At 40.6% G+C, this 22,594-nt stretch carries 29 protein-coding genes; 3 read left to right on the forward strand and 26 right to left on the reverse strand.

What is annotated here, in order from left to right:
- Window positions 1-87: 87 nt before the first annotated feature.
- From trmB to N8M66_RS08740, 11 genes are all read right to left on the reverse strand, one after another.
- Window positions 88-723, reverse strand: coding sequence for a tRNA (guanosine(46)-N7)-methyltransferase TrmB (gene trmB / locus N8M66_RS08690; protein WP_261047001.1), 636 nt, complete (start codon window positions 721-723; stop codon window positions 88-90).
- Window positions 720-1,514, reverse strand: a complete 795-nt coding sequence (gene ccrZ, locus N8M66_RS08695; protein ID WP_000362999.1) for a cell cycle regulator CcrZ — start codon at window positions 1,512-1,514, stop codon at window positions 720-722. The genes trmB and ccrZ overlap by 4 nt, the downstream gene beginning before the upstream one ends.
- A 160-nt stretch (window positions 1,515-1,674) precedes the next feature.
- Window positions 1,675-2,286 carry a CPBP family intramembrane glutamic endopeptidase gene (locus tag N8M66_RS08700; protein ID WP_261047004.1) on the reverse strand — a complete coding sequence of 204 codons (612 nt, stop codon included), beginning with the start codon at window positions 2,284-2,286 and terminating at the stop codon, window positions 1,675-1,677.
- Window positions 2,287-2,316: 30 nt separating this feature from the next.
- The gene (blpZ, locus tag N8M66_RS08705; RefSeq protein WP_261047006.1) at window positions 2,317-2,565 is read right to left on the reverse strand and encodes an immunity protein BlpZ; all 249 of its coding nucleotides are present in this window, start codon (window positions 2,563-2,565) and stop codon (window positions 2,317-2,319) included.
- A gap of 41 nt (window positions 2,566-2,606) precedes the next feature.
- Window positions 2,607-3,296, reverse strand: coding sequence for a CPBP family intramembrane glutamic endopeptidase (locus N8M66_RS08710; RefSeq protein ID WP_261047007.1), 690 nt, complete (start codon window positions 3,294-3,296; stop codon window positions 2,607-2,609).
- Between the two features lie 64 nt (window positions 3,297-3,360).
- Complete coding sequence (locus N8M66_RS08715) at window positions 3,361-3,744, reverse strand: immunity protein (RefSeq protein ID WP_261047008.1); 384 nt, start codon at window positions 3,742-3,744, stop codon at window positions 3,361-3,363.
- 71 nt (window positions 3,745-3,815) lie between these two features.
- Complete coding sequence (locus tag N8M66_RS08720) at window positions 3,816-4,220, reverse strand: immunity protein (protein ID WP_219967190.1); 405 nt, start codon at window positions 4,218-4,220, stop codon at window positions 3,816-3,818.
- Window positions 4,217-4,381 (reverse strand): hypothetical protein, encoded by a 165-nt coding sequence (locus tag N8M66_RS08725; RefSeq protein WP_261047012.1) that lies wholly within the window; start codon window positions 4,379-4,381, stop codon window positions 4,217-4,219. Before N8M66_RS08725 ends, N8M66_RS08720 begins: the two co-directional genes overlap by 4 nt.
- Before the next feature lie 198 nt (window positions 4,382-4,579).
- Window positions 4,580-4,876, reverse strand: coding sequence for a hypothetical protein (locus N8M66_RS08730; RefSeq protein WP_261047015.1), 297 nt, complete (start codon window positions 4,874-4,876; stop codon window positions 4,580-4,582).
- A gap of 148 nt (window positions 4,877-5,024) precedes the next feature.
- Entirely contained in the window at window positions 5,025-6,374 is a 1,350-nt protein-coding gene (locus N8M66_RS08735; RefSeq protein ID WP_261047018.1) for a sensor histidine kinase, read from the reverse strand.
- 13 nt (window positions 6,375-6,387) lie between these two features.
- Complete coding sequence (locus tag N8M66_RS08740; RefSeq protein WP_261047022.1) at window positions 6,388-7,125, reverse strand: response regulator transcription factor; 738 nt, start codon at window positions 7,123-7,125, stop codon at window positions 6,388-6,390.
- Between the two features lie 295 nt (window positions 7,126-7,420).
- Between N8M66_RS08740 and N8M66_RS08745 the strand changes: the two genes are divergently transcribed.
- Entirely contained in the window at window positions 7,421-7,750 is a 330-nt protein-coding gene (locus N8M66_RS08745; protein WP_261047025.1) for a helicase BlpT, read from the forward strand.
- 62 nt (window positions 7,751-7,812) lie between these two features.
- On the opposite strand, the gene N8M66_RS08750 is transcribed toward N8M66_RS08745, so the two are convergent.
- Entirely contained in the window at window positions 7,813-8,862 is a 1,050-nt protein-coding gene (locus tag N8M66_RS08750) for an ABC transporter permease (RefSeq protein WP_261047028.1), read from the reverse strand.
- Window positions 8,859-9,590: an ABC transporter ATP-binding protein gene (locus N8M66_RS08755; RefSeq protein WP_261047030.1), complete on the reverse strand. Its 732-nt coding sequence runs from the start codon at window positions 9,588-9,590 to the stop codon at window positions 8,859-8,861. The genes N8M66_RS08750 and N8M66_RS08755 overlap by 4 nt, the downstream gene beginning before the upstream one ends.
- Window positions 9,591-9,657: 67 nt before the next feature.
- On the opposite strand from N8M66_RS08755, the gene N8M66_RS08760 reads away from it, so the two are divergent.
- Together N8M66_RS08760 and N8M66_RS08765 are read left to right on the forward strand one after the other, a co-directional pair.
- Window positions 9,658-10,068 carry an HIT family protein gene (locus tag N8M66_RS08760; protein ID WP_261047033.1) on the forward strand — a complete coding sequence of 137 codons (411 nt, stop codon included), beginning with the start codon at window positions 9,658-9,660 and terminating at the stop codon, window positions 10,066-10,068.
- A 9-nt stretch (window positions 10,069-10,077) separates the two neighbouring features.
- On the forward strand, window positions 10,078-10,365 hold the full coding sequence (locus N8M66_RS08765; protein WP_261047036.1) for a hypothetical protein: 288 nt from the start codon (window positions 10,078-10,080) through the stop codon (window positions 10,363-10,365).
- A 288-nt stretch (window positions 10,366-10,653) separates the two neighbouring features.
- Here N8M66_RS08765 and dnaJ read toward each other — a convergent pair whose 3' ends face one another.
- The 13 genes from dnaJ to N8M66_RS08830 all read right to left on the reverse strand — a co-directional run.
- Window positions 10,654-11,790, reverse strand: a complete 1,137-nt coding sequence (gene dnaJ / locus N8M66_RS08770; protein ID WP_078237967.1) for a molecular chaperone DnaJ — start codon at window positions 11,788-11,790, stop codon at window positions 10,654-10,656.
- A gap of 271 nt (window positions 11,791-12,061) precedes the next feature.
- Window positions 12,062-12,694, reverse strand: a complete 633-nt coding sequence (locus N8M66_RS08775; RefSeq protein ID WP_060627134.1) for a DJ-1/PfpI family protein — start codon at window positions 12,692-12,694, stop codon at window positions 12,062-12,064.
- Between the two features lie 111 nt (window positions 12,695-12,805).
- The gene (gene dnaK / locus N8M66_RS08780) at window positions 12,806-14,629 is read right to left on the reverse strand and encodes a molecular chaperone DnaK (protein ID WP_000034667.1); all 1,824 of its coding nucleotides are present in this window, start codon (window positions 14,627-14,629) and stop codon (window positions 12,806-12,808) included.
- Between the two features lie 378 nt (window positions 14,630-15,007).
- Window positions 15,008-15,532 carry a nucleotide exchange factor GrpE gene (gene grpE / locus N8M66_RS08785; protein WP_000046029.1) on the reverse strand — a complete coding sequence of 175 codons (525 nt, stop codon included), beginning with the start codon at window positions 15,530-15,532 and terminating at the stop codon, window positions 15,008-15,010.
- Between the two features lie 26 nt (window positions 15,533-15,558).
- Window positions 15,559-16,593: a heat-inducible transcriptional repressor HrcA gene (gene hrcA / locus N8M66_RS08790; RefSeq protein ID WP_000255759.1), complete on the reverse strand. Its 1,035-nt coding sequence runs from the start codon at window positions 16,591-16,593 to the stop codon at window positions 15,559-15,561.
- 160 nt (window positions 16,594-16,753) lie between these two features.
- Window positions 16,754-17,266, reverse strand: a complete 513-nt coding sequence (locus N8M66_RS08795) for a DUF2812 domain-containing protein (protein ID WP_261047045.1) — start codon at window positions 17,264-17,266, stop codon at window positions 16,754-16,756.
- A 34-nt stretch (window positions 17,267-17,300) separates the two neighbouring features.
- Window positions 17,301-17,876, reverse strand: a complete 576-nt coding sequence (locus N8M66_RS09470; RefSeq protein WP_314725954.1) for a DUF2812 domain-containing protein — start codon at window positions 17,874-17,876, stop codon at window positions 17,301-17,303.
- On the reverse strand, window positions 17,876-18,196 hold the full coding sequence (locus tag N8M66_RS08805; protein WP_004235449.1) for a PadR family transcriptional regulator: 321 nt from the start codon (window positions 18,194-18,196) through the stop codon (window positions 17,876-17,878). Before N8M66_RS08805 ends, N8M66_RS09470 begins: the two co-directional genes overlap by 1 nt.
- 120 nt (window positions 18,197-18,316) lie before the next feature.
- Window positions 18,317-19,663 (reverse strand): type I glutamate--ammonia ligase, encoded by a 1,347-nt coding sequence (gene glnA / locus N8M66_RS08810; RefSeq protein WP_001122886.1) that lies wholly within the window; start codon window positions 19,661-19,663, stop codon window positions 18,317-18,319.
- Between the two features lie 35 nt (window positions 19,664-19,698).
- Window positions 19,699-20,055, reverse strand: coding sequence for a transcriptional repressor GlnR (gene glnR, locus N8M66_RS08815; RefSeq protein WP_000659548.1), 357 nt, complete (start codon window positions 20,053-20,055; stop codon window positions 19,699-19,701).
- A 76-nt stretch (window positions 20,056-20,131) separates the two neighbouring features.
- Window positions 20,132-20,659, reverse strand: coding sequence for an FUSC family protein (locus N8M66_RS08820; RefSeq protein ID WP_020902185.1), 528 nt, complete (start codon window positions 20,657-20,659; stop codon window positions 20,132-20,134).
- A 135-nt stretch (window positions 20,660-20,794) separates the two neighbouring features.
- Window positions 20,795-21,994, reverse strand: coding sequence for a phosphoglycerate kinase (locus N8M66_RS08825; protein WP_261047048.1), 1,200 nt, complete (start codon window positions 21,992-21,994; stop codon window positions 20,795-20,797).
- Between the two features lie 273 nt (window positions 21,995-22,267).
- Window positions 22,268-22,594: LPXTG cell wall anchor domain-containing protein (locus N8M66_RS08830; protein ID WP_261047053.1), on the reverse strand; the 327-nt coding region annotated here is incomplete at its 5' end.

The raw sequence follows: 22,594 nt of genomic DNA on the forward strand, positions 1-22,594 counted from the left end.
TTTCTCATATTCTTGCTATATAGTATAGCACGTTTGCCAACTTATGTAAAGCAAAAGCACTTATACAGCCTAATTTCAGGCTATTTCTTAAAATTCTGCCTCAACTCGGTAGATAACTTGCCCCTTGTTGGAGAATTTTTGCTCATATTCTGTCATGACATTGCCTTCAAAATCACTGGCATGTAAATCAAGCCAGATACCATTGAGTTTCATGCCATACTGAGAAAAGCTCACTAGGCTATACTCAAACAAGCCACGGTTATCCGTCTTAAAATGAATTTCTCCATTTTCAGGCAAGATACGTTTGAAGGTATCCAAAAAAGTCTTGTAGGTCAAACGACGCTTTTCATGGCGTTTTTTAGGCCATGGATCTGAAAAATTCAGATACAAGCGATCAATCTCACCATCTTCAAAATAGTCCGTCAAATCAGAACCATCCACCCACAAGAGCTTGATGTTAGGCACTCCAACTTCAAGGACCTTGTCTAAGGCGTAACTCAAAACTGACTTTTGAATATCAATCCCGATATAGTTAATGTCAGGGTTTTGTTTAGCCATACCTGAAACAAAGGCACCCTTTCCACTCCCAACTTCCACATGAATGGGATTATCATTTCCAAATAAGTCCCGCCATTTCCCCTTGGCTTCTAAGGGATTGAGGACCACATACTGGGGATTTGCCTCTAGTAATTCTGTCGCCCCTTTACGATTTCTAACTCTCATCTTCTCTTTCCATACTTGTCTCGGAAGTGACGTAAGCCATGAATCTCCCGATTGACATTTTCTAAATCTTGGTTCATATAATACTTGGAAATCTGGCTCAAATAAGACAATTGACCGTACCAATACAATTTATTTAATACCGTTTGATTGTACTTGTAACCGTAGTAGGTCAACCATTCCTTCCACTGATGTTCTGGAATATAATGGCAGAGCATGTGAGCCACGTCAAACATGCGGTCGGTCAAGCGAACCGAATCCCAATCCACCAAATAAATCAAGCCACTGTCTGTCTCAATCCAATTACTATGTCGTACATCTCCATGGACAATGGTCGCATGGTCCTCTCTAAACCCTGGAATAGTCTGACGTAAATCAGCCATCACTTCACTGATAAAATGATTTTTACGCAAAGCATCTGGAGCTGTTTCTTGCCAAGACTGTAGTAAATCTACAGGTGTTTCCATGGCATAGCCCAACCGACTCAACTGTGTCATCAAAGGACGTGAGCGATGTAGACGGGTTAAAATATTGACGATTTGCTTACGATTCATATCGTAGGGGGTCAATATCTTGCCTGTCAACCATTCTTGAGCACACATATCACGCCCATCTGCCAAACGGCGACTCCATAATAATTGTGGAGCAATTTGTTCTCTAGCTAGACCAGGTAGGATTGGAGAGGTGTTCATTTTTACAAAGATGCGCTTCCCATCAGGATAGCTACCCATATAAGCCTTGCCACTTTTCCCAGGTATGGGAGTCAGTGTTAGCTCATTATCACCCAAATCCATTTCTTTCCTCCGTATAAAGTTTCCTTACTATTCTACTAGTTTTTGGTCTATTCGTCAACCGCTCCACACCTGATTCTCAAAGAAAAGCCTCTGGATTGATTTGGGATATCCCTATAGAAAGAAAAGGCAAGCACTATCTTCTGCTTACCTTTCATGATTTTTATAAATAATATAAGAGTGGCAAACTGTTGTAAAACATGTGGACCAGAGTAGAAACCCATAGGTTTTGGCTCTTTTTATAAGCAAAGCCCAGCAACAAGCCCCCGAAAAGATAATAGAAAAAGGAAGGGACATCATAAGGTTCATGCAGGAAAGAAAAGAGAGAGGATGTCAGCACAAGCCCTAGCCACGAATTGTCAAAAACAGCACCTTGAAGAAGTCCTCTAAATAGGAGTTCCTCCTGGATAGGTGCCAAAACTGTAGCACTAACAATAAAGGAAAGCGAAAGTCCTTTACTAGCTTCCTCAAGGTGTTGAGCCGAAGCACCAGAAATAACTGAGAAAAAGGAATGATAGCTAATACTTACCAGCACAGTGAGAAGAAAAATTCCAATGAACAGCAAGAGTTGTTTCCTGCTTAAAATCTCCAAAGAAATCATATCAAACCATTTCGCATAGCCAAAACTAAGGAAAAGCAAGAGACTCTTTATCATAATGAATGAGTACTGGTGTTGAAAATAATCCCCTTGATTGACGGAATATCCCGCTGTACCAATGATTGCAAATACTAAAAATCCCAAAAATAAGGCATGGCACTTATTGAAAATGGCCATAAAGCTGTCCTCCTCAACAAACAAACTTCCCTACAAGTCATCCTTGTGCTCTAATCTTTCCAAAACAAACCATTTTAGTAGCCAAAATCCGACAACATAGCCAGCTCCTAAGAAGATAGCCATTAAAGATAGCATGGGATTTAGGAAATAAAAGACCACAACAGATACAAAGGTTAGCACAAAAACATTGAAGGCAATGGTGTCAGAAGCCAAGTCTAAAATATAGGGTGTCAACCAGTCTAAGGTTTTTGAATCTAGGAAAAATAAGTGTTTATACATGATGACCTCCTCTATGGATGAAAAGCAAGTCTTTTGGTTTTTTACCCCAAGACCCTATGTAGAAAAGTGAGCAAAAATGGTAAGTTTGCGATGATATTATTAACAATATGAATCGAATAAGAAGGATAGATACTCTTCGTATAACGTGTCAGCCAGGCATATAGACAGCCCACTGCCGTATAGACAAAAATATCCGCGAGACTTGGCAAGCTAGAAAAGTGGGGCAAGGCAAATAAGAATGACGGAAAGAGAAGATCCAGTCCCCACCTCGAATTCTTAAAGAAGGCATGTTGAAGCAGCCCCCTACATACCAATTCTTCCATCAGAGGTCCTAGTACGATTAAGGTTAAGTAAACACCAAACTCCGCAAAATTTGTCTCACTATAGGCAATAAACAAATTCCAACCTTCATTGGTCCCCTGAACGTGTTTAGCTGTCAGATAGTTAAAGCAGATAAGCACAATGGCTGCTAATACCGTCAGAACAGAATAGCTCAACCACTTTTTCCTAGGAATACGAAAGAGATAAGCATGACCCGACCTAACCAAAATCCAAATCATCAGGCCGATAAAGAGAAGGCTGATGATGTTTCGAATCCAGATAAGATTTCCTACCCAAGACGAGAACTCCCAATAATTTCTCCAAAATTGGGTCGTCCAAGACAGTCCGAAAAACAGAAACAAATAAGAAAGAATGGCACTTGTTTTAAAAAGAATAGGGTGTTTTTTCATAGAAACCCTCCCCACTATCTACAAGACTGGATGGCTCGCCTTGTCAGGCTCTACTGCTGTAAGATTAAGAAGACAGTTTGTTCTTTTTAAGGCTAACCTGACTACTAGACAATAGATATATTAAAGCATTAAAGACAATGAAAATATGTCCATAGAATAAAATCAACCTCACATCCAAACCAAGATAAAGTTTGACCATCAAAAAGATGAGCAAAAGAATTTGAAACCATACCGTTTTTCCAAAAATAAATTTAAGGCGGTTTTGAATGTCTACTTCCTTGATTTTTACCGCCACCCCTTTATTAGCAAGAATGAAAACGCCTGCTTCAAACAAGCCACTGTAGAGAACAAGCCACCCAATCGACACATTAGAGATTTGTAAAAATGTCCCTAAAAGAATATTCAACATACTACTAACGAAAATAACAAGAAATAATCTGTATTTCATATTAAATACCTCCATTCATTTATTTCACGAACGTTTTAATAGAAGCTTCTAATCCAGAAGAGGAAGGCAAACTACTTTTTATAATACTTCAAACCCCAAATGAGTAAAAGCATGATAAGCAAGCAGAGAATGGCACCAATATAGGCGATTAGTTGTTGATAGGATTCTCCTGCTGTGATGCCTCTATACAAACAAATAATAGACATAAAGCCTGTCAAGCCGATATACATGAGTTGATTGGTTCTAGGACTAACCAAATCATCATCTTCAAACTCTCTTATCCTCATTTCCCTAGTGAGGTAAACCGTAACCAAAATAGAGGCCAAGTTAATAACCACTAAGAGAAATTGGAAAACCAAGGAAAAATTTAAAAACTGACGAGATAGAAATAGATAAGTGGAGACAAGTAAGGGCAACTGACCTAGGAACAATCTCGCAAGGAAGATGTTCCGTTTTTTAGCAAGAAAAGTTTTCATTTCTTTTCTCCTTTCTTTTTCATGATAGCCAAATAAATCATCACTGCAATCACATAGGCTATGGTATAGAATAGATGATACCAAGCACTATCCCTAAGCGGATATAGAAATATGGACATAATCAGATACAAGATGAAAATGACAAGTATTTTGTTCTTCATAAGATTTCCTCCTGAATCTTTGTTGAGCTAAAACCTTTACACTGCTAGTATAGCACTCGTTTTATTCTTGGATCACTCAAATCATAAATGGTCATCAAAACATCTTGAATTGTAAAAATTTAAAAAGCAAGCATGAAAAACATACTTGCCCTGGGGAACTTGACAATGTGAAAATACAAAATAGAAAACTACTCACCCTCACTTCCGTATGTTCTCATATATTCTCATAATCGCAACAAGGATAGCAGCTGTCCCACTTGCCAAAGCGATAAGGGTAATGATAATGTTGAGGATTTCAGGCGTACTCCCTATTCTGTTGATAAGACGGAGTAGGGATATAACTGTCAACTGAATCAGGAGTATTGATTCTACTCTTACCATTGAAGTAAGGCTGTTTTCAACCGCATATAAAAAGGCTGGTAGTAAAACACAGGCTATAGCAATCACAAACAGATTGCTCCCTGTTTCTTCTCCCTTGTTCACCACGGAAATCATAAGAAGATTCGATGCTATAATCAACGTAGAACAGATGATAAAAAAGGATTTCTTATTCATATAGAACACCTCATATACTATAGCAAAAGTCAGGCTCGATAAAGACAAACTTTATCTGTTAACTTCTGCCAATTTTTTCACAAATTTCCTAATTAGCAACTGACAGCAAGTGAACCGTTAAAACCTGACGAAAGACTTGATTTTGGCAGGTGGTATTTAGACTGGTATTAGGATGACTTTCGACAATCTTCATAACGGTATAGAGACCAACTCCTCTCTCCTCTCCTTTAGAACTGGTTCCAAAGGAGAAGATTTCAGAAATATCGATGCTCTCTTCTTTGATGGAGTTTTCAATGATAAAGGTCTCCTGTTCTCCATTTTTTAAAAAGGCGATCGAAACATGGGGTTGACTGGCCTCTGCACTGGCTTCAATAGCATTGTCACAAAGGATAGACACAATGGTTAGAAAATCAAGCAAGCTCATCCCCTCTACCTGAATCTCCTCTGGAACTTCGACATTAAAGATAATCTTCTTATCTCTGGCTTTTAGAAATTTTCCTGCTAGAAGACTTTTGAGGGCACGGTCTCGAATATTCACCAATCTGCCCAGGTCATATTTATTGTCCTGCAATTTTTGACTGGAATCCTTTAAGACGGAGTCGTAGACCTCTTTTATCTGCTCCATATCCTCTTCCTCAATGCCCAGACGTAAGCTGGTTAAGAGGTTAGTGTAGTCATGGCGAAAGCTCCGGACTTCCTTGTAAAGTTCCTCTATATGCCGACTATAACGTTCCATATCTCTGTAGCGCAAGGCCTGCTCTTGGTCCAATCTCTCATGGAGTTTGTCCTTCAAATAGGTATCCAATTTCTTGACAATCCCCATAAAAAAGAGGAGGTAAAAAACTAGGATAAGATGGCGAACAGTCTTTGATTGGATATCGTATGCATATTCAAAGTAAGACAGATTTTCCATGACTAGAAAGTAAGCCCCCATTATCCAGTTAATCTTAGTCAGGGACTGTTGAAAACCTTTATCGAGAAACTCCTTTCTCAATCTAGTAAAATCATAGTCCAACCATTTCAAAAAGACTAATACTATGAAGCAAACGAATAGCATAATCAACAAAAAGAGAGGATTTCCATCTACATCTACAATCCCTTGCCCCCAAAATGGAAACACAAAATAGGAAACACTTCTGTAAAAGATATCCATCAATACAATTGGAAAGAGACCATAAAAGAAAAGGAGTTTTTTAGGAAGCCCTCTTAACAATAAGAGAGATAAGCTGATGCCGAACAAGGGTTCTATAAAGTATGACAGATAGTCAGTCAAGACTAAAAATTTAAAAGTTGTAACAATTGCTGCTAGAAGAAATTTTAGAAGAAAGGCCTTAAAAATTCTATCGAAAGTGAGACTAATTCCATCTACCTTAAAGAACATGATAATTTCTAGCCCGCTAATAACTAGTGAATACAATATCATCCAAAAAATATACATAAATTCTCCTAGCTCAATGTAAGTTATTGATAGCTTCAGACACTTCCCTGACCTTATAACGCGCGATCAGACAGCTTCCACCATTGGGAAAGTAAAGAAGTTTTTCTTTCTTATCCAAACGAACCGCATTGGCAGGATTGATGAGAAAAGAGCGGTGGCATTGCAAGAGACGGGGCTCCTGCTTAAAAACCTCCTCTAAACTCGCTGTAAATTCCAGCCTATCCATCTTAGTATAGAGAATAACACGATGGGCTCTGGGCGATGTTTCAAGATAATAAACCTCTTTAAAAGGATACTGGAATTGGGCAAATTTTGATTTAAAGTAAAAGCAATCTTCCGCCAGACTTTTACTGTCTTGACTATTGGCATAGAGGAGGGCTGTCTCGATACGAGATTCAAACTCCTCTGCCGAAAGGGCCTTATCAATGTAGTCCAAAGCAGACACTTGGTAGCGAAAGGACAGGGGCATAAACTCCGAGTGAGTTGTCACAAAGACGATGAGAGCATACGGATCCCGATCTCGAATCTTTCTAGCCACTTCCAGCCCCTTCATCTCTTCATTTCGAATCTCAATATCCAAAAAGAATAGCTGATGCGCCCCTTTCTCATGCACCTCTGCCAGCAGTTGGTCTGGCTTGCCAAATACCTCAAAAGAGCTGGGAATGATCTGATGTTCTTTCAAAAGTTTCTTAATGGTCGTTTCAATTCTAGTCTGTTGGGAAAAATCATCTTCTAAAACAAATATTCTCATCTTCTTACTCTCCTTGTTTCAATTTCTTCCTAAAAAGAGAATAGCAAAAATACTCTGACACAAGTCCACCAAATCTTAAACAGGCCTTCAAAGCTCCTGAAAGGTGTCTTCTTCCTCAAATAAGCATGATAATCTTATCACTATTTTATCATAAAATCTTAACAGTACCATTCAGGAAATTTCAAGAACAATTAAAGATTTGAAGGCGAAAAAGGAGATAAAAGTGATAGACTAACAGTACCAAAACACAATTGCTAGAATCAAAACTAGCACCCAGATTAAAGGAGGAATTCTCATGACAGACACAAACCCCATCAAAAGAGCTCAGACTTTGATTACGGACTTAAACAAAGCCTACCAAGCATGCAAACAGGCAACAGCTGACGACGTCCGCTTTCAGGAGCAATTAAATTCTATTCTTGGCTTTCTAGCCAAGACTGAAACAGTGGATAATCGAGTCTTGATTGAACTGGAAAAATTTTACCAGACTTCCAGTCTTCTCATGGGACTCAGCGCTCTCAATCCAGATGCTCCAACTCGCGCTGCTTGGCGGGCCTATGACCGTTTCCACTTTGACCAAGTCAAGACCAAATTAAGTCTCTACGGTCCAACCATTATCTTGTAGAAAATAAAAGAAGCTGAGCTAAATTAAACTCAACTTCTTTTTTAGTGTCATATAAGTACATTTTAGTCCTGCATCTGACGTTTTACCTGATAAGGCAAATACAAAACTTGTAAAACCAAACCTGCACCCAGCAAGGCTAGAAGGGCCAGTTTTTCTTGGAAGGTCACAAGGCCGACGACTAATTCCACCACTAAGACCAAACTGGTCAAGCCTCGGACTACCGCCTGCAAGCCTTTTTCCTTTTGCCCCTTGTCCAGTGGAAAGAGTTGGGTCAAATACTGGTAGTCAAAGGCGTGATAGAGGGCCAGCAACTGGAAGAGCAAGAGGTAGTTAAAGAGAACCACCACCGCTGTCGCAATCCAAGCTTGCTCGATAAAGACCTGCGCCAGCAAGGAAAGTAGGAGCAGACGAAGACTGAGCGCAAAGAGGTCTCCATTTCGCAAATAAGAACGCAGATAGAGATTTTGCCAAATCTTTCCAGGCACCTTCTGAACAGTCTTTAGGATAAAGTCCAGATAGGCACGACGCTTGACGCTGTTTGAAATTCCCTTGACCTGGGTAAAGAGGGCAAAGAAACGAAGCAAGACTTGCTTACGCTTGCTTTCTTGAGAAATGACATGATCCCAGTCCAGTCCAGTTTCAGTGAAAAACTTGCTGGCCTTTTGACGAAAGAGGAAATATTTCCCTACCCCCAATAAAAGCACATAGACCAGAAAAACTGGCAAGCCATAACCCATGGCTAAAAATAAAGGCGCAAATAAAAGCAAGAAAAGGGTCTGGACAAAGAGCCAAAAGACTAGGGAAATGCCAGTCTGACACTTAAGATGTAGCTTGATTTCTTCTTCTCCAACTAAGAGAAAGAGCTTGTCTGGAGCCTCCACATAGGTGGCAATTCCTCCCCAAAACAAAAGTAAAATAGAAGTAATTCCAACAAACAAAAGGATAGGCCAATGATTTTCAGGAAAATGTTGTAAAAGTTGACTATACTGGTAGGCTAGAAAGCCCAGCAGGACAAGCAGGAACAAGACAAAGTGGTCATTGAGAACATAGCGCAGATAACCAAGACACTCCTTACGAAAAGCCTGCTTTCTCTTTAAAAACAAGTCTTTCATAGCCCCTCCTCTTTGGTCAGAGCCAAGTAAATATCATTCAAACTAGCTTCAGGCATATTAAAGGCTTCGCGCAGTTGCAAGAGATTTCCCTTAGCACGCACCTCTCCCTTGTGGAGAATGACAAAGGCATCACACATCTTCTCCGCCGAATCCAGCACGTGAGTACTCATGAGAATGGACTTGCCCTTTTGCTTTTCAACTTCCAAAAGCTGAATCAAGTCTGCAATAGCCAGCGGATCAAGACCAAGGAAAGGCTCATCCACGATGAAAAGACTCGGATCCACCACAAAAGCACAGATAATCATGACCTTCTGCTTCATCCCTTTAGAGAAATGAACTGGAAACCAATCCAATTTTTGATCCAGACGGAACATTTTTAACAAAGGTTCTACTCGCTCAAAAGCCACTTTCTGCTCAATACCATAAGCCATAGCAACCGTCTCGATATGCTCTCTGAGGGTCAATTCCTCATACAGGCTAGGTGTCTCAGGAATGTAGCCAATCTGCTTGCGGTAGCTAGTCGCATCTTCTTGCAAAGTCAGACCATTGATATTGATGGAGCCACTATAAGGTGTCAACAGACCGATAATCTCATTGATCGTCGTCGATTTACCAGCACCATTGAGACCAATCAAACCGACCAACTGCCCACTTTCAACGGTAAAAGACACATCTTTCAAAACAGGGACATGGACATAGCCACCTGTCAGGTTTTTAATTTCTAACATATTTTCTCCAAATCTGGTATAATGTAGCTATATTATATCAAAATTCAATACAGTAGAGGTAGATTTTATGTCAGATTGCATTTTTTGTAAAATCATCGCAGGGGAAATTCCTGCTTCAAAAGTATACGAAGATGAGCAGGTTCTTGCCTTCCTTGACATCTCTCAAGTGACGCCAGGTCACACCTTGGTCGTGCCAAAAGAACACTATCGCAATCTTTTAGAAATGGACGCTACTAGCGCCAGCCAACTCTTTGCCCAAGTGCCAACAGTGGCTCAAAAAGTCATGAAAGCTACCAAGGCTACTGGCATGAATATCATTGCCAACTGTGAAGAAGTCGCTGGTCAAACAGTCTTTCATACCCACGTTCACCTCGTACCTCGCTACAGTGCGAACGATGACCTCAAGATTGACTTTATCGCCCACGAACCTGATTTTGACAAACTTGCTCAAGTAGCTGAAACTATCAAAAACGCCTAAGGAGTTGCCATGAAATTATCCAACCTACTGCTATTTGCAGGAGCCGCAGCCGGAAGTTATCTGGTCACAAAAAATCGCCAAGCTATCACAGATGAAGTCTTTAATACCACTGACCGCGTTCAAGCTATCAAGGACGATATGGATATTATCCAAAACAGCCTGCAAATCATCGACCAGCAAAAAGAACTCATCAAGGAATACCAAGAAGACCTGACTTACAAGTTTAAGATCTTGGAAAAAGATATCCAGACTAGACTAGCTGTCATCAAAGAAACACAGGAAATTGAAGATAAGTAAAGAGAGCCCGACGGCTCTTTTTAAAACGTAAACAAGTTATATCCCATCAACTATACGTCACAATTTAGACAACTCATTCATCGTTTCAGAACTAAATCGAATGCTTTCCCAGACTTTCCGCCGTAATGAAAACACCCGAAACAGTTTGGTTTCAGGTGTTCGGAAACTTTGAGACCTAGGCTCAAAGTTTAGGTATGGAACTTCAAAGAAGGTCGCTACCGTCCGTCATTACTTAAGGGAAGTCATAAAAAATCTATAAACAAAAAGAGCCACTCGGCTCTTTTTACTTTATTCTCCATCAAAGGCATCTTTTATATGATCAAAGAAGCCTTTTTTCTTTGGATTTACTTTCAAGTCACCAGCAGCTGCAAATTCTTTCAATGCTGCTTTTTGGCGGTCGTTCAAGCCTGTCGGTGTTACGACATTAACGGTAACGTATTGGTCACCAACTGCACCACCACGAAGGCTTGGCGCCCCTTTACCACGTAGGCGGAATTTCTTACCAGTCTGAGTTCCCTCTGGGATAACCAATTCAACATCGCCGTGAACCGTTGGGATATCAACTGTATCACCAAGAGCCGCTTGGACGAAGTTGAGGTTGAGATTGTAGAAGATAGTCGTTCCTTCACGTTCAAACTTATCGCTGGCTTCCACAGAAACTACCACGTACAAGTCACCATAAGGTCCACCGTTAAATCCTGCTTCACCTTGACCAGCTAGGCGAATTTGTTGACCTGTTTCCACACCAGCAGGGATTTTCACATGTACGCTATGGGCTTGTTTTTCATGACCTGTTCCGTGACAGGTTGTACATGGATCTTTGATTTCTTTTCCGCGACCATGACAGACATCACAGGTTACTTGGCGACGCATCATACCAAGCGGAGTCTGCGTATCGACGTTAATGACACCAGCACCATGACAGCGTCCACAAGTGACTGGACTTGTTCCTGGCTTAGCACCAGAACCGTTACATGTACTACAGCTTGCTTCACGGTTATATTTGACTTCTTTTTCAGCTCCAAAAATAGCTTCTTCAAAGGTCAAGTTCACACGGTATTGGAGGTCATCCCCCTGACGAGGTGCATTTGGATTGCGTGAAGCACCGCCTCCGCCGAAGAAACTTGAGAAGATATCTTCAAAACCACCGAAGCCTCCTGCCCCATCGAAACCGCCGAAACCACCAGCTCCACCAAAACCACCGTTTGCTCCAGCAGCACCGTATTGGTCATAGGCAGCACGTTTTTGGTCGTCACTCAAAGTCTCATAGGCTTCTTGAACTTCCTTGTATTTTTCCTCAGCACCAGGCTCCTTGTTGATATCTGGGTGGTATTTTTTGGAAAGCTTACGATAAGCCTTTTTGATCTCGTCTGCCGAAGCGTTTTTTGACACCCCCAGACGATCATAAAATTCAGTATTGTTCATAATTCAAGATACAAAGGGCGTCAAACGGACACAGCCAAAAAAGGAGTTTTAACGACGGACGATTGCGTCCTAGAAAAAACTATCTTTTTGGCACAGTCCGTAGCCCGTGTTCAGTTACGAACACTCTTTGTTCCTTTCTATTGATATTGTGAATCAAACCTCGATTTAGGTCAGGTTCAATTCCTTTCTTTTATATTGAGTAAGAAATTTGGGAACCCGTGTTCAATTCCCTGAACACCTTTGTTCCTTTCTATAATTTTCATGTAAATCTTTAGAGGCTGTTTTCTATACTCTGCTTCACTTGATTAAACTCTTCATCTGATAGAGTAAATATCAAATCCTCTTCAGCATACTCGTTCTGTTCTTTAAAATAATTATCCGTATTCTCTGCCAACCCTAAACCGAAAATCACTTTTCTTGCAAACTCTTGATGTGCAAAACCAATAGCCGTAATGATTTGTTTATCTTGGACAAGAACTTTCGGTTGAAAATTCTCACATGGAAGAAATTCAAAATAGTCAAAGAAGTTTTGCCAAATTCCACCTGTAAATTTCGTGTCGTTCAACAAGCCTGCTTTCGCCAATAAAAGGGGCGCTGAAGAAATGGCTGCAATTAGGATATCTTGCTCATCAAGACTTCTCAAAAACGAGATCAATTTCTCATCTTGTAGAGTAGGACCTATATTTACCATTCCTGGCAAAATCACACAAGAATAATCTTCTATACGGATTTGAGCCAATGTTTTCGTCGGTTGACAGGGCAAACCATCCTCAGAGACCACCATCAAATGATCTGAAGCTACATAATCAATCGTGATATCAAAAGACAGAGCTAAAGTACTTGTTAAAGAGGCTATCTCATAAAGAGAAAAATTAGGATAAATGACACAAAGTACTTTTTTCATACGCAACATCCTCTATTTTATCGAAAAACAGAGGCTGGGTTGCAACCTCTGGATTTCTTCTTATACTCGCCTGATTTTCAAGCTCGGGATAAAATAGTCCACTGGACTATTTTATTTCTCCGTAAACTCTCCGTCTACGACGTCATCACCTGCGTTTCCTGTTGCTTGTGCGCCTTCTGCTCCTGCTTGAGCTTGTTGCGCTGCTGCGGCTTGTTCGTAGAGTTTAACAGCAAGGCCTTGAGCTTTTTCGTTCAATGCTTCAAGTTTTGCTTTCATTTCATCCAAGTTATTGTCTTCTTGAGCTTTCTTAAGGTCATCAAGGGCAGCTTGGGCAGCGTCACGTTCTGCGTCAAAGCCTTTTCCTTCAGTTTCCTTGATTGTCTTTTCAGTCGCAAAGATAGCTTGGTCAACTTCGTTACGAAGGTCAACTTCTTCTTTACGTTTCTTATCTGCTTCAGCATTAGCTTCTGCATCTTTCATCATGCGGTCGATTTCTTCGTCAGTCAAGCCTGAGTTTGATTGGATAACAATTGTTTGTTCTTTTTGAGTTCCAAGGTCTTTGGCCTTAACAGACACGATACCGTTCTTGTCGATGTCAAATGTTACTTCGATTTGAGGAATTCCACGAGGTGCAGCTGGGATATCTGTCAATTGGAAACGTCCAAGAGTCTTGTTATCTGCTGCCATTGGGCGTTCACCTTGAAGAACATGAATATCAACTGCTGGTTGGTTGTCTGCCGCTGTTGAGAAGACTTGTGATTTAGATGTTGGAATAGTAGTGTTGCGATCGATAAGTTTTGTGAAGACGCCACCCATTGTTTCGATACCAAGTGACAATGGTGTTACGTCAAGAAGGACAACGTCTTTGACATCACCAGTAATCACACCACCTTGGATGGCAGCACCCATAGCAACTACTTCGTCAGGGTTAACTGATTTGTTTGGTTCTTTACCAGTTTCAGCCTTAACAGCTTCGACAACGGCTGGGATACGAGTTGAACCACCAACAAGGATAACTTCGTCGATTTCTGACAAGCTCAAACCTGCATCTGAAAGGGCTTGACGAACTGGAACTTTTGTACGTTCTACAAGGTCACGAGTCAAATCGTCAAATTTAGCACGAGTCAAAGTCATTTCCAAGTGAAGAGGTCCAGCCTCACCTGCAGTGATAAATGGCAAGCTGATTTGTGTTGAAGTTACACCAGAAAGGTCTTTCTTCGCTTTTTCAGCTGCATCTTTCAAACGTTGCATTGCCATCTTGTCAGTAGACAAGTCAATACCGTTTTCTTTCTTGAATTCTGCTACCAAGTGGTCGATGATTTTTTGGTCAAAGTCGTCACCACCAAGTTTGTTGTCCCCTGCAGTTGACAATACGTCGAAGACACCGTCACCCAATTCAAGGATAGATACGTCGAATGTACCACCACCAAGGTCAAATACCAAGATTTTTTCTTCTTTGTCAGTCTTGTCCAAACCATAAGCAAGAGCTGCTGCAGTTGGTTCGTTGACAATACGTTCTACTTCAAGACCAGCGATTTTACCAGCGTCTTTTGTTGCTTGACGTTGAGCATCGTTGAAGTAAGCTGGAACTGTTATAACAGCTTTGGTTACTTTCTCACCAAGGTAATCTTCAGCGTATCCTTTCAAGTATTGAAGAATCATAGCTGAGATTTCTTGTGGAGTGTATTCTTTTCCGTTTGCAGAAACTTTTTCAGAAGTACCCATCTTAGATTTGATAGAGATAACAGTATCTGGGTTTGTAACTGCTTGACGTTTCGCAGCGTCACCAACGATGATTTCGCCGTTTTTGAATGAGACTACAGATGGAGTTGTGCGGTTTCCTTCTGGATTTGCGATGATTTTTGATTCAGTTCCTTCAAGAACTGCTACTGCTGAGTTTGTTGTACCTAAGTCAATACCGATAATTTTAGACATGTGTTTTTCTCCTTGTTAGTTAATTTTCTATTTTTGATATTTCCCTTAAGTGGTGGGGACGTGAGCAACTCCCTTCGGGATTTCATCACTTATTTTTGAGCCTATTGTCTCAAAAATCCCCTGTTTCAGTAGCAAAAGCTACTGAAACTTTCACCACGATGGGAAATATCTTCCTTGCAAGCCTCCGGCTTGCCTCTTATCTTTCTTCATAGTTTATTGTCGTTTCGGACAAGGTTTCTATTATATATGTTGCAACCGTCAGAATTGCCTAATCGAACACGCCCTAAGCTCTGGGTAAAAAAGATAGATTTCCTTGTGTTCATCGAACACTTCGTCAATCTCCTATTTTTACTGTGAGCTTTTTACGGGCTTTGTATCTTAGTTGTACACCACTACCATTGCTGGGCGTAGGATGCGGTCATGGAGTTTGTAGCCTTTTTGGAAAACTTGGGCGATGGTATCTGCTGGGTGTTCATCGTCTGCTGGGAGAGTTTGGATGGCCATATGGTAGTTATGGTCAAATTCACCGTCAGCTGCGATTTCTTCGATTCCTTCTTCTTTCAAAGCATGAATCAAGCTTTCTTGCACCATTTCCAAGCCCTTCTTCACATCATCTGTCAAACCTTCAACTGCAAGTGCACGCTCAAGGTTATCCAAAGAAGGAAGAATCGCTTTTGCCAAGTCCTGGCTACGATAACGTTGCAAGTTTTGACGCTCTTCATTGGCACGGCGTTGGATATTTTGCATTTCCGCATGAGCGCGAAGGTATTTGTTTTCGAACTCATCTGCACGTTCATTTGCCAAGTCCAACTCAGACTTTTCAGGAGTTGTTTCTTCAGCTGTTTCCACAACTTCCTCTTCTTGGACTTCTTCTACTTCTTCATTTTTTATATCTTGGGCCATTTTCGCCTCCTTTAATGATTTCAATCTTAATGTACTTCGTAATGATTACTGCTGAGATAGCGGTAAAAATCTGTCAACTTCATGGTCAAAACACGATTGACTACATTGACTTGGTTGATTAGCTGTTGGTAATCCAGATTGACTGGACCAATAATCGCTAGAATTCCAACTCCCCGATAAGGAATGAGGAACTTGCTACTAATCACCGCTAGGTCTGCTAGACAGGACTCTTGACTGTCCGCAACACGAACATTTTGCATCTGATCTTCACGCAACCCCTCACGAATCTCCAAGGCCACCTTCTGCGGTTGATCAAAGAACTGATAGGCTGCCAGATTAGCAAAATTCAAGAGATTGACCTTACCCGCCACTACAATATTTTCGTTGAACATTTCCTTAAAAATGTGTTCAAAGAGATCGATAACATTATCCGTCGTTGTGAAGTAACGCTGGATAATCTGCGGAATCTCCGTCCGAATCTTGTAGTGAATATCTAGAACTGTGTGGCCGAGGAAACGTTCCTGAATGATGCTCTTCAGTTTCAGCAAATCCTCCTGCAAGAAGTTCCTTGGAATCAGAAACTGACTGGTAACCGTTCGCGACTCGTCTAGGGTGAATACTGCCAAGGCTGTATGTTGCCCCAAAACAACGATATCAAAGGCTGTCAACCGTTGCCTGCTCGGCTCAACATCCAGTGCTACTACCGTACAGCCACTCAAGTCTGTCAATAGATTAGCAGCCTCTTGTAAAATATCCTCCAATTTGAAGAATTCCTGATCAAAGGCTTTGACAATCTCATAAACTTCATTTTCGGCCAGTCGGTCAAAATCCAGTGAGTGTTTTACATAGTACTGAAAACCAGCAACACTTGGCATCCGACCACTTGAAGTATGGGCCTTCTCAAGCAACCCTTGCTTTTCTAGAGCCGCCATGTCATTACGAATGGTTGCACTGCTAGAGTTAATAGACTCTTGCAAGGCTTTGGATCCGACAGGTTCGTGCGTTTTGGTAAAGATGTCAATAATCAGATTTAGAATATCCTGCTGACGCTCTGTAACCACCTCATCACTCCTCTCTGTCTGATCGATTAGCACTCGATACGCTCAAGTGCTAACTTATGATTCTATTATACACCCTTAGAAGAGAATGTCAAGATAAAAACTCAAAAAATTAGCACTCTTTTATCAAGAGTGCTAAAAATCAGTCTACAGACCGAGAAACTCACCTTCCATCTACTTGGTATTTCCTTTTAAGTCTGAAAAAACCATGGATTAGATAAGAAATCATGAGAGCATATAGGGCAAAAATGATGAAGAAAGACATGGAAAGATCTTCTCTAAACAAACTCATACAAACAACTAGACCTCCAGAGATAGAGGTTACACATGAACGAAATCCTGATTTCACACCTTCCCATCTAAGTCGATTATCTATAAAAGATTGATCGTTTGAAACTATATCACCAGTTGCCTTTCGGAAAACAGAATAAGAACATCGCTCCACAAACTCCCAGCCTCTATCCTTAATACTTTGCAACACTATCTCATTCTTTCTAAGGTAGCTAGTATTCCATACACTGTACATCACATCATCTGGTCGGCATTGGTCAAAATAGAAAAAACCAAAACGACTCGTTCTATACCTCCAACCTTTCAAGTGCATCTCATGTAAATATTCTTCTTTCTTATCCTCATCAAGAATCGTAAAAATCCGAAATTGTAGTTTGCTTTTCATCATCGCACCTCCAAATTAGAAAACATGCATGGTTTTATTTATCAGATAATTCTTTCCACTTTTGAAACAATCTCCAAAAAATATAAGAAATCTGAATCGCATGAACTATCAATAAAACACCATCTATTATAACAATCAAAAACATTTCCCAACTGAAAGAACTGCCTCCAGCGACAAACTTTGAGAAAACCGGTAGTAGAGCTAAAAAGAGAAGCAAAATAGGAAGCATCCGCCTCGTTAAAATCCGTTTGACCATAGCTAGCTTCCCGGCCGCGTCATTATAAATTTCAAACTCGGCATCCGACTCAATTCCAGAATGAAGTTTTCTAAAGTAGGAAAAACCATTAAAGTCTGTAATATGCTCCCAGCCACAGTCTTTAAACAATTGTAAATAGGAGGCTCTATCTGATTTTTTCATAGGATAAAAGTCCAACTGATAAGACACCTGCTCCGGTTGGCACTTTTCAAAAGTATACTTAACTGCAACTACTAAGTTAGAGTAGGTTACCTCCTTGAGTTTCCAGCCCTCAGCATGCATTTTTCTAAAATATAAAGCCTCTCTATCATAATCCGCAATGGTAGCAATTCTATAAACAACCTTCTTTTCCATCATCTTCCCTCCAGACTGTTTCTGTAGAGTCGTTCAATACGTTTCAATTCAATATCTAAGACTTTTCGTCCCAAGTCCGTAATCTGATAGATTTTACGCTTCTCCTCTTCTCGGACAAAGGAAATCAAACCATCCTTTTCCATCTTTGACAAGGTTCCATACATAGTTCCAGGACTAATCGAAACTTGCGAATCTGTCATCTCCTTGACCTTTTGCGTAATACTATAACCATGACCTTCCTTTTGCAGACAGAACAAGATATAAAAGCCCGTTTCCGTCATCGGAAGATAAACTCGACGAATCTTAGCCGTTAATTCCATTTGCATTCACCTCCTATCTAATTCGATATATCGCACTTCGTTATATAAAATATATCACACTTCGATATAAAACACAAGAAAAAAAGACCGCCCTCAGGCAATCTTTCTTCTATATTAGTATTAGTAAAGGTCTAAATAATTATCAATTTCCCATTGTGAAACGAAGGTTGCATAACTTGCCCATTCGATTCGCTTGGCTTCAAGGAAACTAGTATAGATATGTTCTCCAAGAGCTGCTCTGACAACCTCATCTTCTGTCAAAGCTTTCAAAGCGTTGTGAAGGGTTGATGGAAGATCTGTAATACCAGCTTCTTTACGCTCTTCTGCTGTCATAATGTAGATATTTTCTTCGATAGGAGCCGGTGCTTCGATTTTATTTTCAATACCATGCAAACCAACCTCCAAAAGAACAGCCATAGCGATGTACGGATTAGCCATTGGATCCACTGAACGCAACTCAAGACGAGTTCCCATACCACGTGAAGCAGGCACGCGCACAAGTGGCGAACGGTTACGACCAGCCCAAGCAATGTAAACAGGAGCTTCATAACCTGGAACCAAACGTTTGTATGAGTTAACTGTTGGGTTCATGATAGCAGTATAGTTGTAGGCATGCTTGATCAAACCACCAAGGAAATGGTAGGCTGTTTCTGACAACTGCATTCCTTTTGGATCATTTGGATCAAAGAAGGCATTATTCCCTTCTGCATCAAACAAGGACATATTACAGTGCATACCTGATCCAGCAATACCAAATTTTGGTTTGGCCATAAAGGTTGCGTAAAGACCATGTTTGCGAGCAATGGTTTTAACAACGAGTTTAAAGATTTGAATCTTATCACAGGCACGGAGAACCTCATCGTACTTAAAGTCAATCTCATGTTGTCCAACTGCAACCTCGTGGTGACTTGCCTCTACTTCAAATCCCATTTTGGTCAAGACATTCACAATCTCACGACGTGTATTGTCCGCAAGGTCAGTAGGCGCCAAATCAAAGTAGCCACCCTTGTCATTCACTTCAAGTGTTGGATCTCCATTTTCATCCAATTTAAATAGGAAGAATTCTGGCTCTGGTCCAAGGTTGAATGATTTGAATCCCACTTCTTCCATGTGACGAAGAGCACGTTTGAGATTACCACGAGGGTCACCTGCAAATGGTTCACCTTCTGTTGTATAGACATCACAGATCAAACCTGCAACACTTCCATTTTCATCTCCCCATGGGAAGACTGTCCATGTATCCAAGTCTGGGTACAAGTACATATCTGACTCATTGATACGTACAAAACCTTCGATAGAAGATCCATCAAACATAGCCTTATTTGACAAGACTTTATCTAACTGTTCATCTGTAGCAGGAATTTCGACGTTTTTCATGGTTCCCAAAATATCTGAGAACATGAGACGGATAAAGGTAACATTTTTTTCCTTGACTTCACGACGAATATCTGCAGCTGTGATTGGCATGAGTTTTCTCCTTAATTATGACTACTTGCGGTTGCTTAACCGCGACCAAAAGGTGACCGCACTGAAGCAAAGCGACCCTGTTGGAGGAGTTCATTATGAAGTGCACGACGTACTTCAGTCTGACTAACCGCTTTCTTGGATTTCGCTTCACGTTCAGCATATTTTTTCTTAATGGCAGCGATATTATAACCTTCAGAGATATAATCTTTGATTTCAAGCAGACGATCCATGTCATTCAAGGAATACATGCGACGGTTCCCTTCGTTTCGATCAGGCTTAATCAACTCTTGATCTTCATAATAACGAATCTGACGCGCCGATAGATCGGTCAACTTCATAACACTGCCGATAGGAAAAACAGCCATATTTCGGCGAAATTCTTTTTCCTTCATTTACAATTTCCTTCTTTCTGTCTATTATAGTCTAAAAAAAGACAAACGTCAATTGATAATGTTATAAAATGTAACATTATTTTTCTTTTTTCTCAAAAAAGAGCCGAATGCGGTCAATATCATAATTTACGAGAATTGCGACAAAAACTCCCATGAAAGTTTCTGATACACGCGCAAATACGTACAAAATCGTCTCGCCACTCGGAATCGATAGGGTAATGATTAACATAGCCGCTACACCACCAATTACACCTGCTTTATTATTCATAGCTACATTTGTCATAATGGTTAACATGGTGCAGATTGGAACAACTACTAAAGTTACCCAAAAGGCTTCATGGAAAAAGGTATTTAATAGGAAGAAGACCAAGGCATAGAGGCCACCGATACTATTTCCTAGAATACGCGAAGTCCCAAAATGGACACTCTTATCAAAACTCTCCCTCAGGCTAAAAACGGCTGTCAAAGCACCGATTTGAAGACCTTTCCAACCAAAAAAGCCAAAAATCAAGAGAACTAGAAAAACAGCAATACCTGTTTTAAAGGTTCGCATACCAAGTTTGAACTGGGATTTATCGAATTTATATTTTTTAAAATAACTCATAATCTCAACTTTCTATTTCCATTTTATCATAAATTGGCTGATTTTATGAGGAATAGTTGAGAGGAAGCGTTTTTATTTTAAGCAAAAGAAAAGAGGAACTTTCATTCCTCTCTTCTTTGATTTGTTTATAAAATCTTATTTTTCTGTCAAGGCTGCAAGTCCTGGAAGAACTTTACCTTCAAGAAGTTCCATTGATGCTCCACCACCAGTAGAGATCCATGAGAATTTATCTGCACGTCCAAGGTTGATCGCTGCGGCAGCTGAGTCACCACCACCGATGATTGATTTAACGCCTGGTTGTTTCACGATAGCGTCCATCACACCAATTGTACCAGCTTGGAAGTCTGGGTTTTCAAATACACCCATAGGTCCGTTCCATACAACTGTTTTCGCACCAGTCAAAGCTTCGTCAAATTTAGCGATAGATTTTGGACCGATGTCAAGACCAAGGAAGCCTTCAGAAACTGCTTCACCTTCAGTGTCACGCACTTCAGTGTAACCAGCAAAGGCGTTAGCTTCTTTTGAGTCAACTGGCAAGATCAATTTACCGTTTGCTTTTTCAAGAAGAGCTTTCGCAACATCCAATTTGTCTTCTTCTACAAGTGAGTTACCGATTTCGATACCTTGTGCTTTGTAGAATGTGTAAGTCATACCACCACCGATAAGGACTTTATCAGCTTTTTCAAGCAAGTTTTCGATAACACCGATCTTGTCTGAAACTTTTGAACCACCAAGGATAGCCACGAATGGACGTTCTGGAGCTTCAACTGCTTCTTGGATGTAGGCAATTTCGTTTTCAAGAAGGAAACCAGCAACTGCTTTTTCAACGTTTGCTGAGATACCAACGTTAGATGCGTGTGCACGGTGAGCTGTACCGAATGCATCGTTTACGAAGATACCATCTCCAAGTGATGCCCAGTATTTACCAAGTTCAGGATCGTTTTTAGATTCTTTTTTGCCGTCAACATCTTCGTAGCGAGTGTTTTCAACCAAGAGAACTTGTCCATCTTCAAGAGCGTTGATTGCCGCTTCCAATTCAGCACCACGAGTGACACCTGGAAGGAAAGTAACGTCTTGACCCAATTTAGCTGCCAAGTCAGCAGCTACAGGAGCAAGTGATTTACCAGCTTTGTCTGCTTCTTCTTTTACACGGCCAAGGTGAGAGAAGAGGATAGCACGTCCACCTTGTTCAAGAATGTACTTGATAGTTGGAAGAGCTGCAGTGATACGGTTGTCGTTGGTAATCACGCCATCTTTTACAGGTACGTTGAAGTCAACACGAACGAGAACTTTTTTCCCTTTCAAGTCAACGTCTTTAACAGTCAATTTTGCCATTAGATATGACTCCTTCTTTTTTTATACGTGCTAATTATATCACAAAATCACCAAAAGAGATAGAAAAACCCTAAACTTTTCCAGTTCTTTCTTGCAACGAAAACTAGCATTTCTGAAAATCAAAACTAGAAAAACCTTTCCAAATCACTAAGTAATATAAGAAAAACTAGTTAATCCATCTCATTCTTCCACTGATTTTTACTAGTTAAAACGAGGTTTGACTAATCTGCAGTCAAACCTTGTTTTTAGTTGTTATGAGGAAATGCAAGAATCCTAAATCGATTCGTTTTCTCTCTTCTTTCCAGCAAGTAGGCCATAGCCACTCATCACTCCGAGGAGTCCTAGTGCTACTAGACTAGCATCTCTTGTTACTCCAGTATTTGGAAGTTCTTTACCTACTTTTTCATTTGTCGGTGTTGCTAAAAGAGCTTGACCTGTTTTTTGAGAGTCTTGCTCTACTTTCGTTCCAACTTCAACAATTTCCAGAAGAGCTTCCTTGAGAACTTCTGTTGAACGAAGAGTGCGATTGCCTTGACTATCTACTTCAATCAAACGACGAATTTGCCCCTCAACTCCTGCTTGGACAAGTTGACGTTGACC

Source organism: Streptococcus mitis (genome assembly GCF_946188585.1).
Lineage (GTDB): Bacteria > Bacillota > Bacilli > Lactobacillales > Streptococcaceae > Streptococcus > Streptococcus mitis_DG.

Bases quoted from the DNA above. Each gene is read 5' to 3' on its own strand.
- trmB (WP_261047001.1), bottom strand. From the start codon at position 723: ATGAGAGTTAGAAATCGTAAAGGGGCGACAGAATTACTAGAGGCAAAT.
- ccrZ (WP_000362999.1), bottom strand. From the start codon at position 1,514: ATGGATTTGGGTGATAATGAGCTAACACTGACTCCCATACCTGGGAAA.
- N8M66_RS08700 (WP_261047004.1), bottom strand. From the start codon at position 2,286: ATGGCCATTTTCAATAAGTGCCATGCCTTATTTTTGGGATTTTTAGTA.
- blpZ (WP_261047006.1), bottom strand. From the start codon at position 2,565: ATGTATAAACACTTATTTTTCCTAGATTCAAAAACCTTAGACTGGTTG.
- N8M66_RS08710 (WP_261047007.1), bottom strand. From the start codon at position 3,296: ATGAAAAAACACCCTATTCTTTTTAAAACAAGTGCCATTCTTTCTTAT.
- N8M66_RS08715 (WP_261047008.1), bottom strand. From the start codon at position 3,744: ATGAAATACAGATTATTTCTTGTTATTTTCGTTAGTAGTATGTTGAAT.
- N8M66_RS08720 (WP_219967190.1), bottom strand. From the start codon at position 4,220: ATGAAAACTTTTCTTGCTAAAAAACGGAACATCTTCCTTGCGAGATTG.
- N8M66_RS08725 (WP_261047012.1), bottom strand. From the start codon at position 4,381: ATGAAGAACAAAATACTTGTCATTTTCATCTTGTATCTGATTATGTCC.
- N8M66_RS08730 (WP_261047015.1), bottom strand. From the start codon at position 4,876: ATGATTTCCGTGGTGAACAAGGGAGAAGAAACAGGGAGCAATCTGTTT.
- N8M66_RS08735 (WP_261047018.1), bottom strand. From the start codon at position 6,374: ATGTATATTTTTTGGATGATATTGTATTCACTAGTTATTAGCGGGCTA.
- N8M66_RS08740 (WP_261047022.1), bottom strand. From the start codon at position 7,125: ATGAGAATATTTGTTTTAGAAGATGATTTTTCCCAACAGACTAGAATT.
- N8M66_RS08745 (WP_261047025.1), top strand. From the start codon at position 7,421: ATGACAGACACAAACCCCATCAAAAGAGCTCAGACTTTGATTACGGAC.
- N8M66_RS08750 (WP_261047028.1), bottom strand. From the start codon at position 8,862: ATGAAAGACTTGTTTTTAAAGAGAAAGCAGGCTTTTCGTAAGGAGTGT.
- N8M66_RS08755 (WP_261047030.1), bottom strand. From the start codon at position 9,590: ATGTTAGAAATTAAAAACCTGACAGGTGGCTATGTCCATGTCCCTGTT.
- N8M66_RS08760 (WP_261047033.1), top strand. From the start codon at position 9,658: ATGTCAGATTGCATTTTTTGTAAAATCATCGCAGGGGAAATTCCTGCT.
- N8M66_RS08765 (WP_261047036.1), top strand. From the start codon at position 10,078: ATGAAATTATCCAACCTACTGCTATTTGCAGGAGCCGCAGCCGGAAGT.
- dnaJ (WP_078237967.1), bottom strand. From the start codon at position 11,790: ATGAACAATACTGAATTTTATGATCGTCTGGGGGTGTCAAAAAACGCT.
- N8M66_RS08775 (WP_060627134.1), bottom strand. From the start codon at position 12,694: ATGAAAAAAGTACTTTGTGTCATTTATCCTAATTTTTCTCTTTATGAG.
- dnaK (WP_000034667.1), bottom strand. From the start codon at position 14,629: ATGTCTAAAATTATCGGTATTGACTTAGGTACAACAAACTCAGCAGTA.
- grpE (WP_000046029.1), bottom strand. From the start codon at position 15,532: ATGGCCCAAGATATAAAAAATGAAGAAGTAGAAGAAGTCCAAGAAGAG.
- N8M66_RS08795 (WP_261047045.1), bottom strand. From the start codon at position 17,266: ATGAAAAGCAAACTACAATTTCGGATTTTTACGATTCTTGATGAGGAT.
- N8M66_RS09470 (WP_314725954.1), bottom strand. From the start codon at position 17,876: ATGGAAAAGAAGGTTGTTTATAGAATTGCTACCATTGCGGATTATGAT.
- N8M66_RS08805 (WP_004235449.1), bottom strand. From the start codon at position 18,196: ATGGAATTAACGGCTAAGATTCGTCGAGTTTATCTTCCGATGACGGAA.
- glnA (WP_001122886.1), bottom strand. From the start codon at position 19,663: ATGCCAATCACAGCTGCAGATATTCGTCGTGAAGTCAAGGAAAAAAAT.
- glnR (WP_000659548.1), bottom strand. From the start codon at position 20,055: ATGAAGGAAAAAGAATTTCGCCGAAATATGGCTGTTTTTCCTATCGGC.
- N8M66_RS08820 (WP_020902185.1), bottom strand. From the start codon at position 20,659: ATGAGTTATTTTAAAAAATATAAATTCGATAAATCCCAGTTCAAACTT.
- N8M66_RS08825 (WP_261047048.1), bottom strand. From the start codon at position 21,994: ATGGCAAAATTGACTGTTAAAGACGTTGACTTGAAAGGGAAAAAAGTT.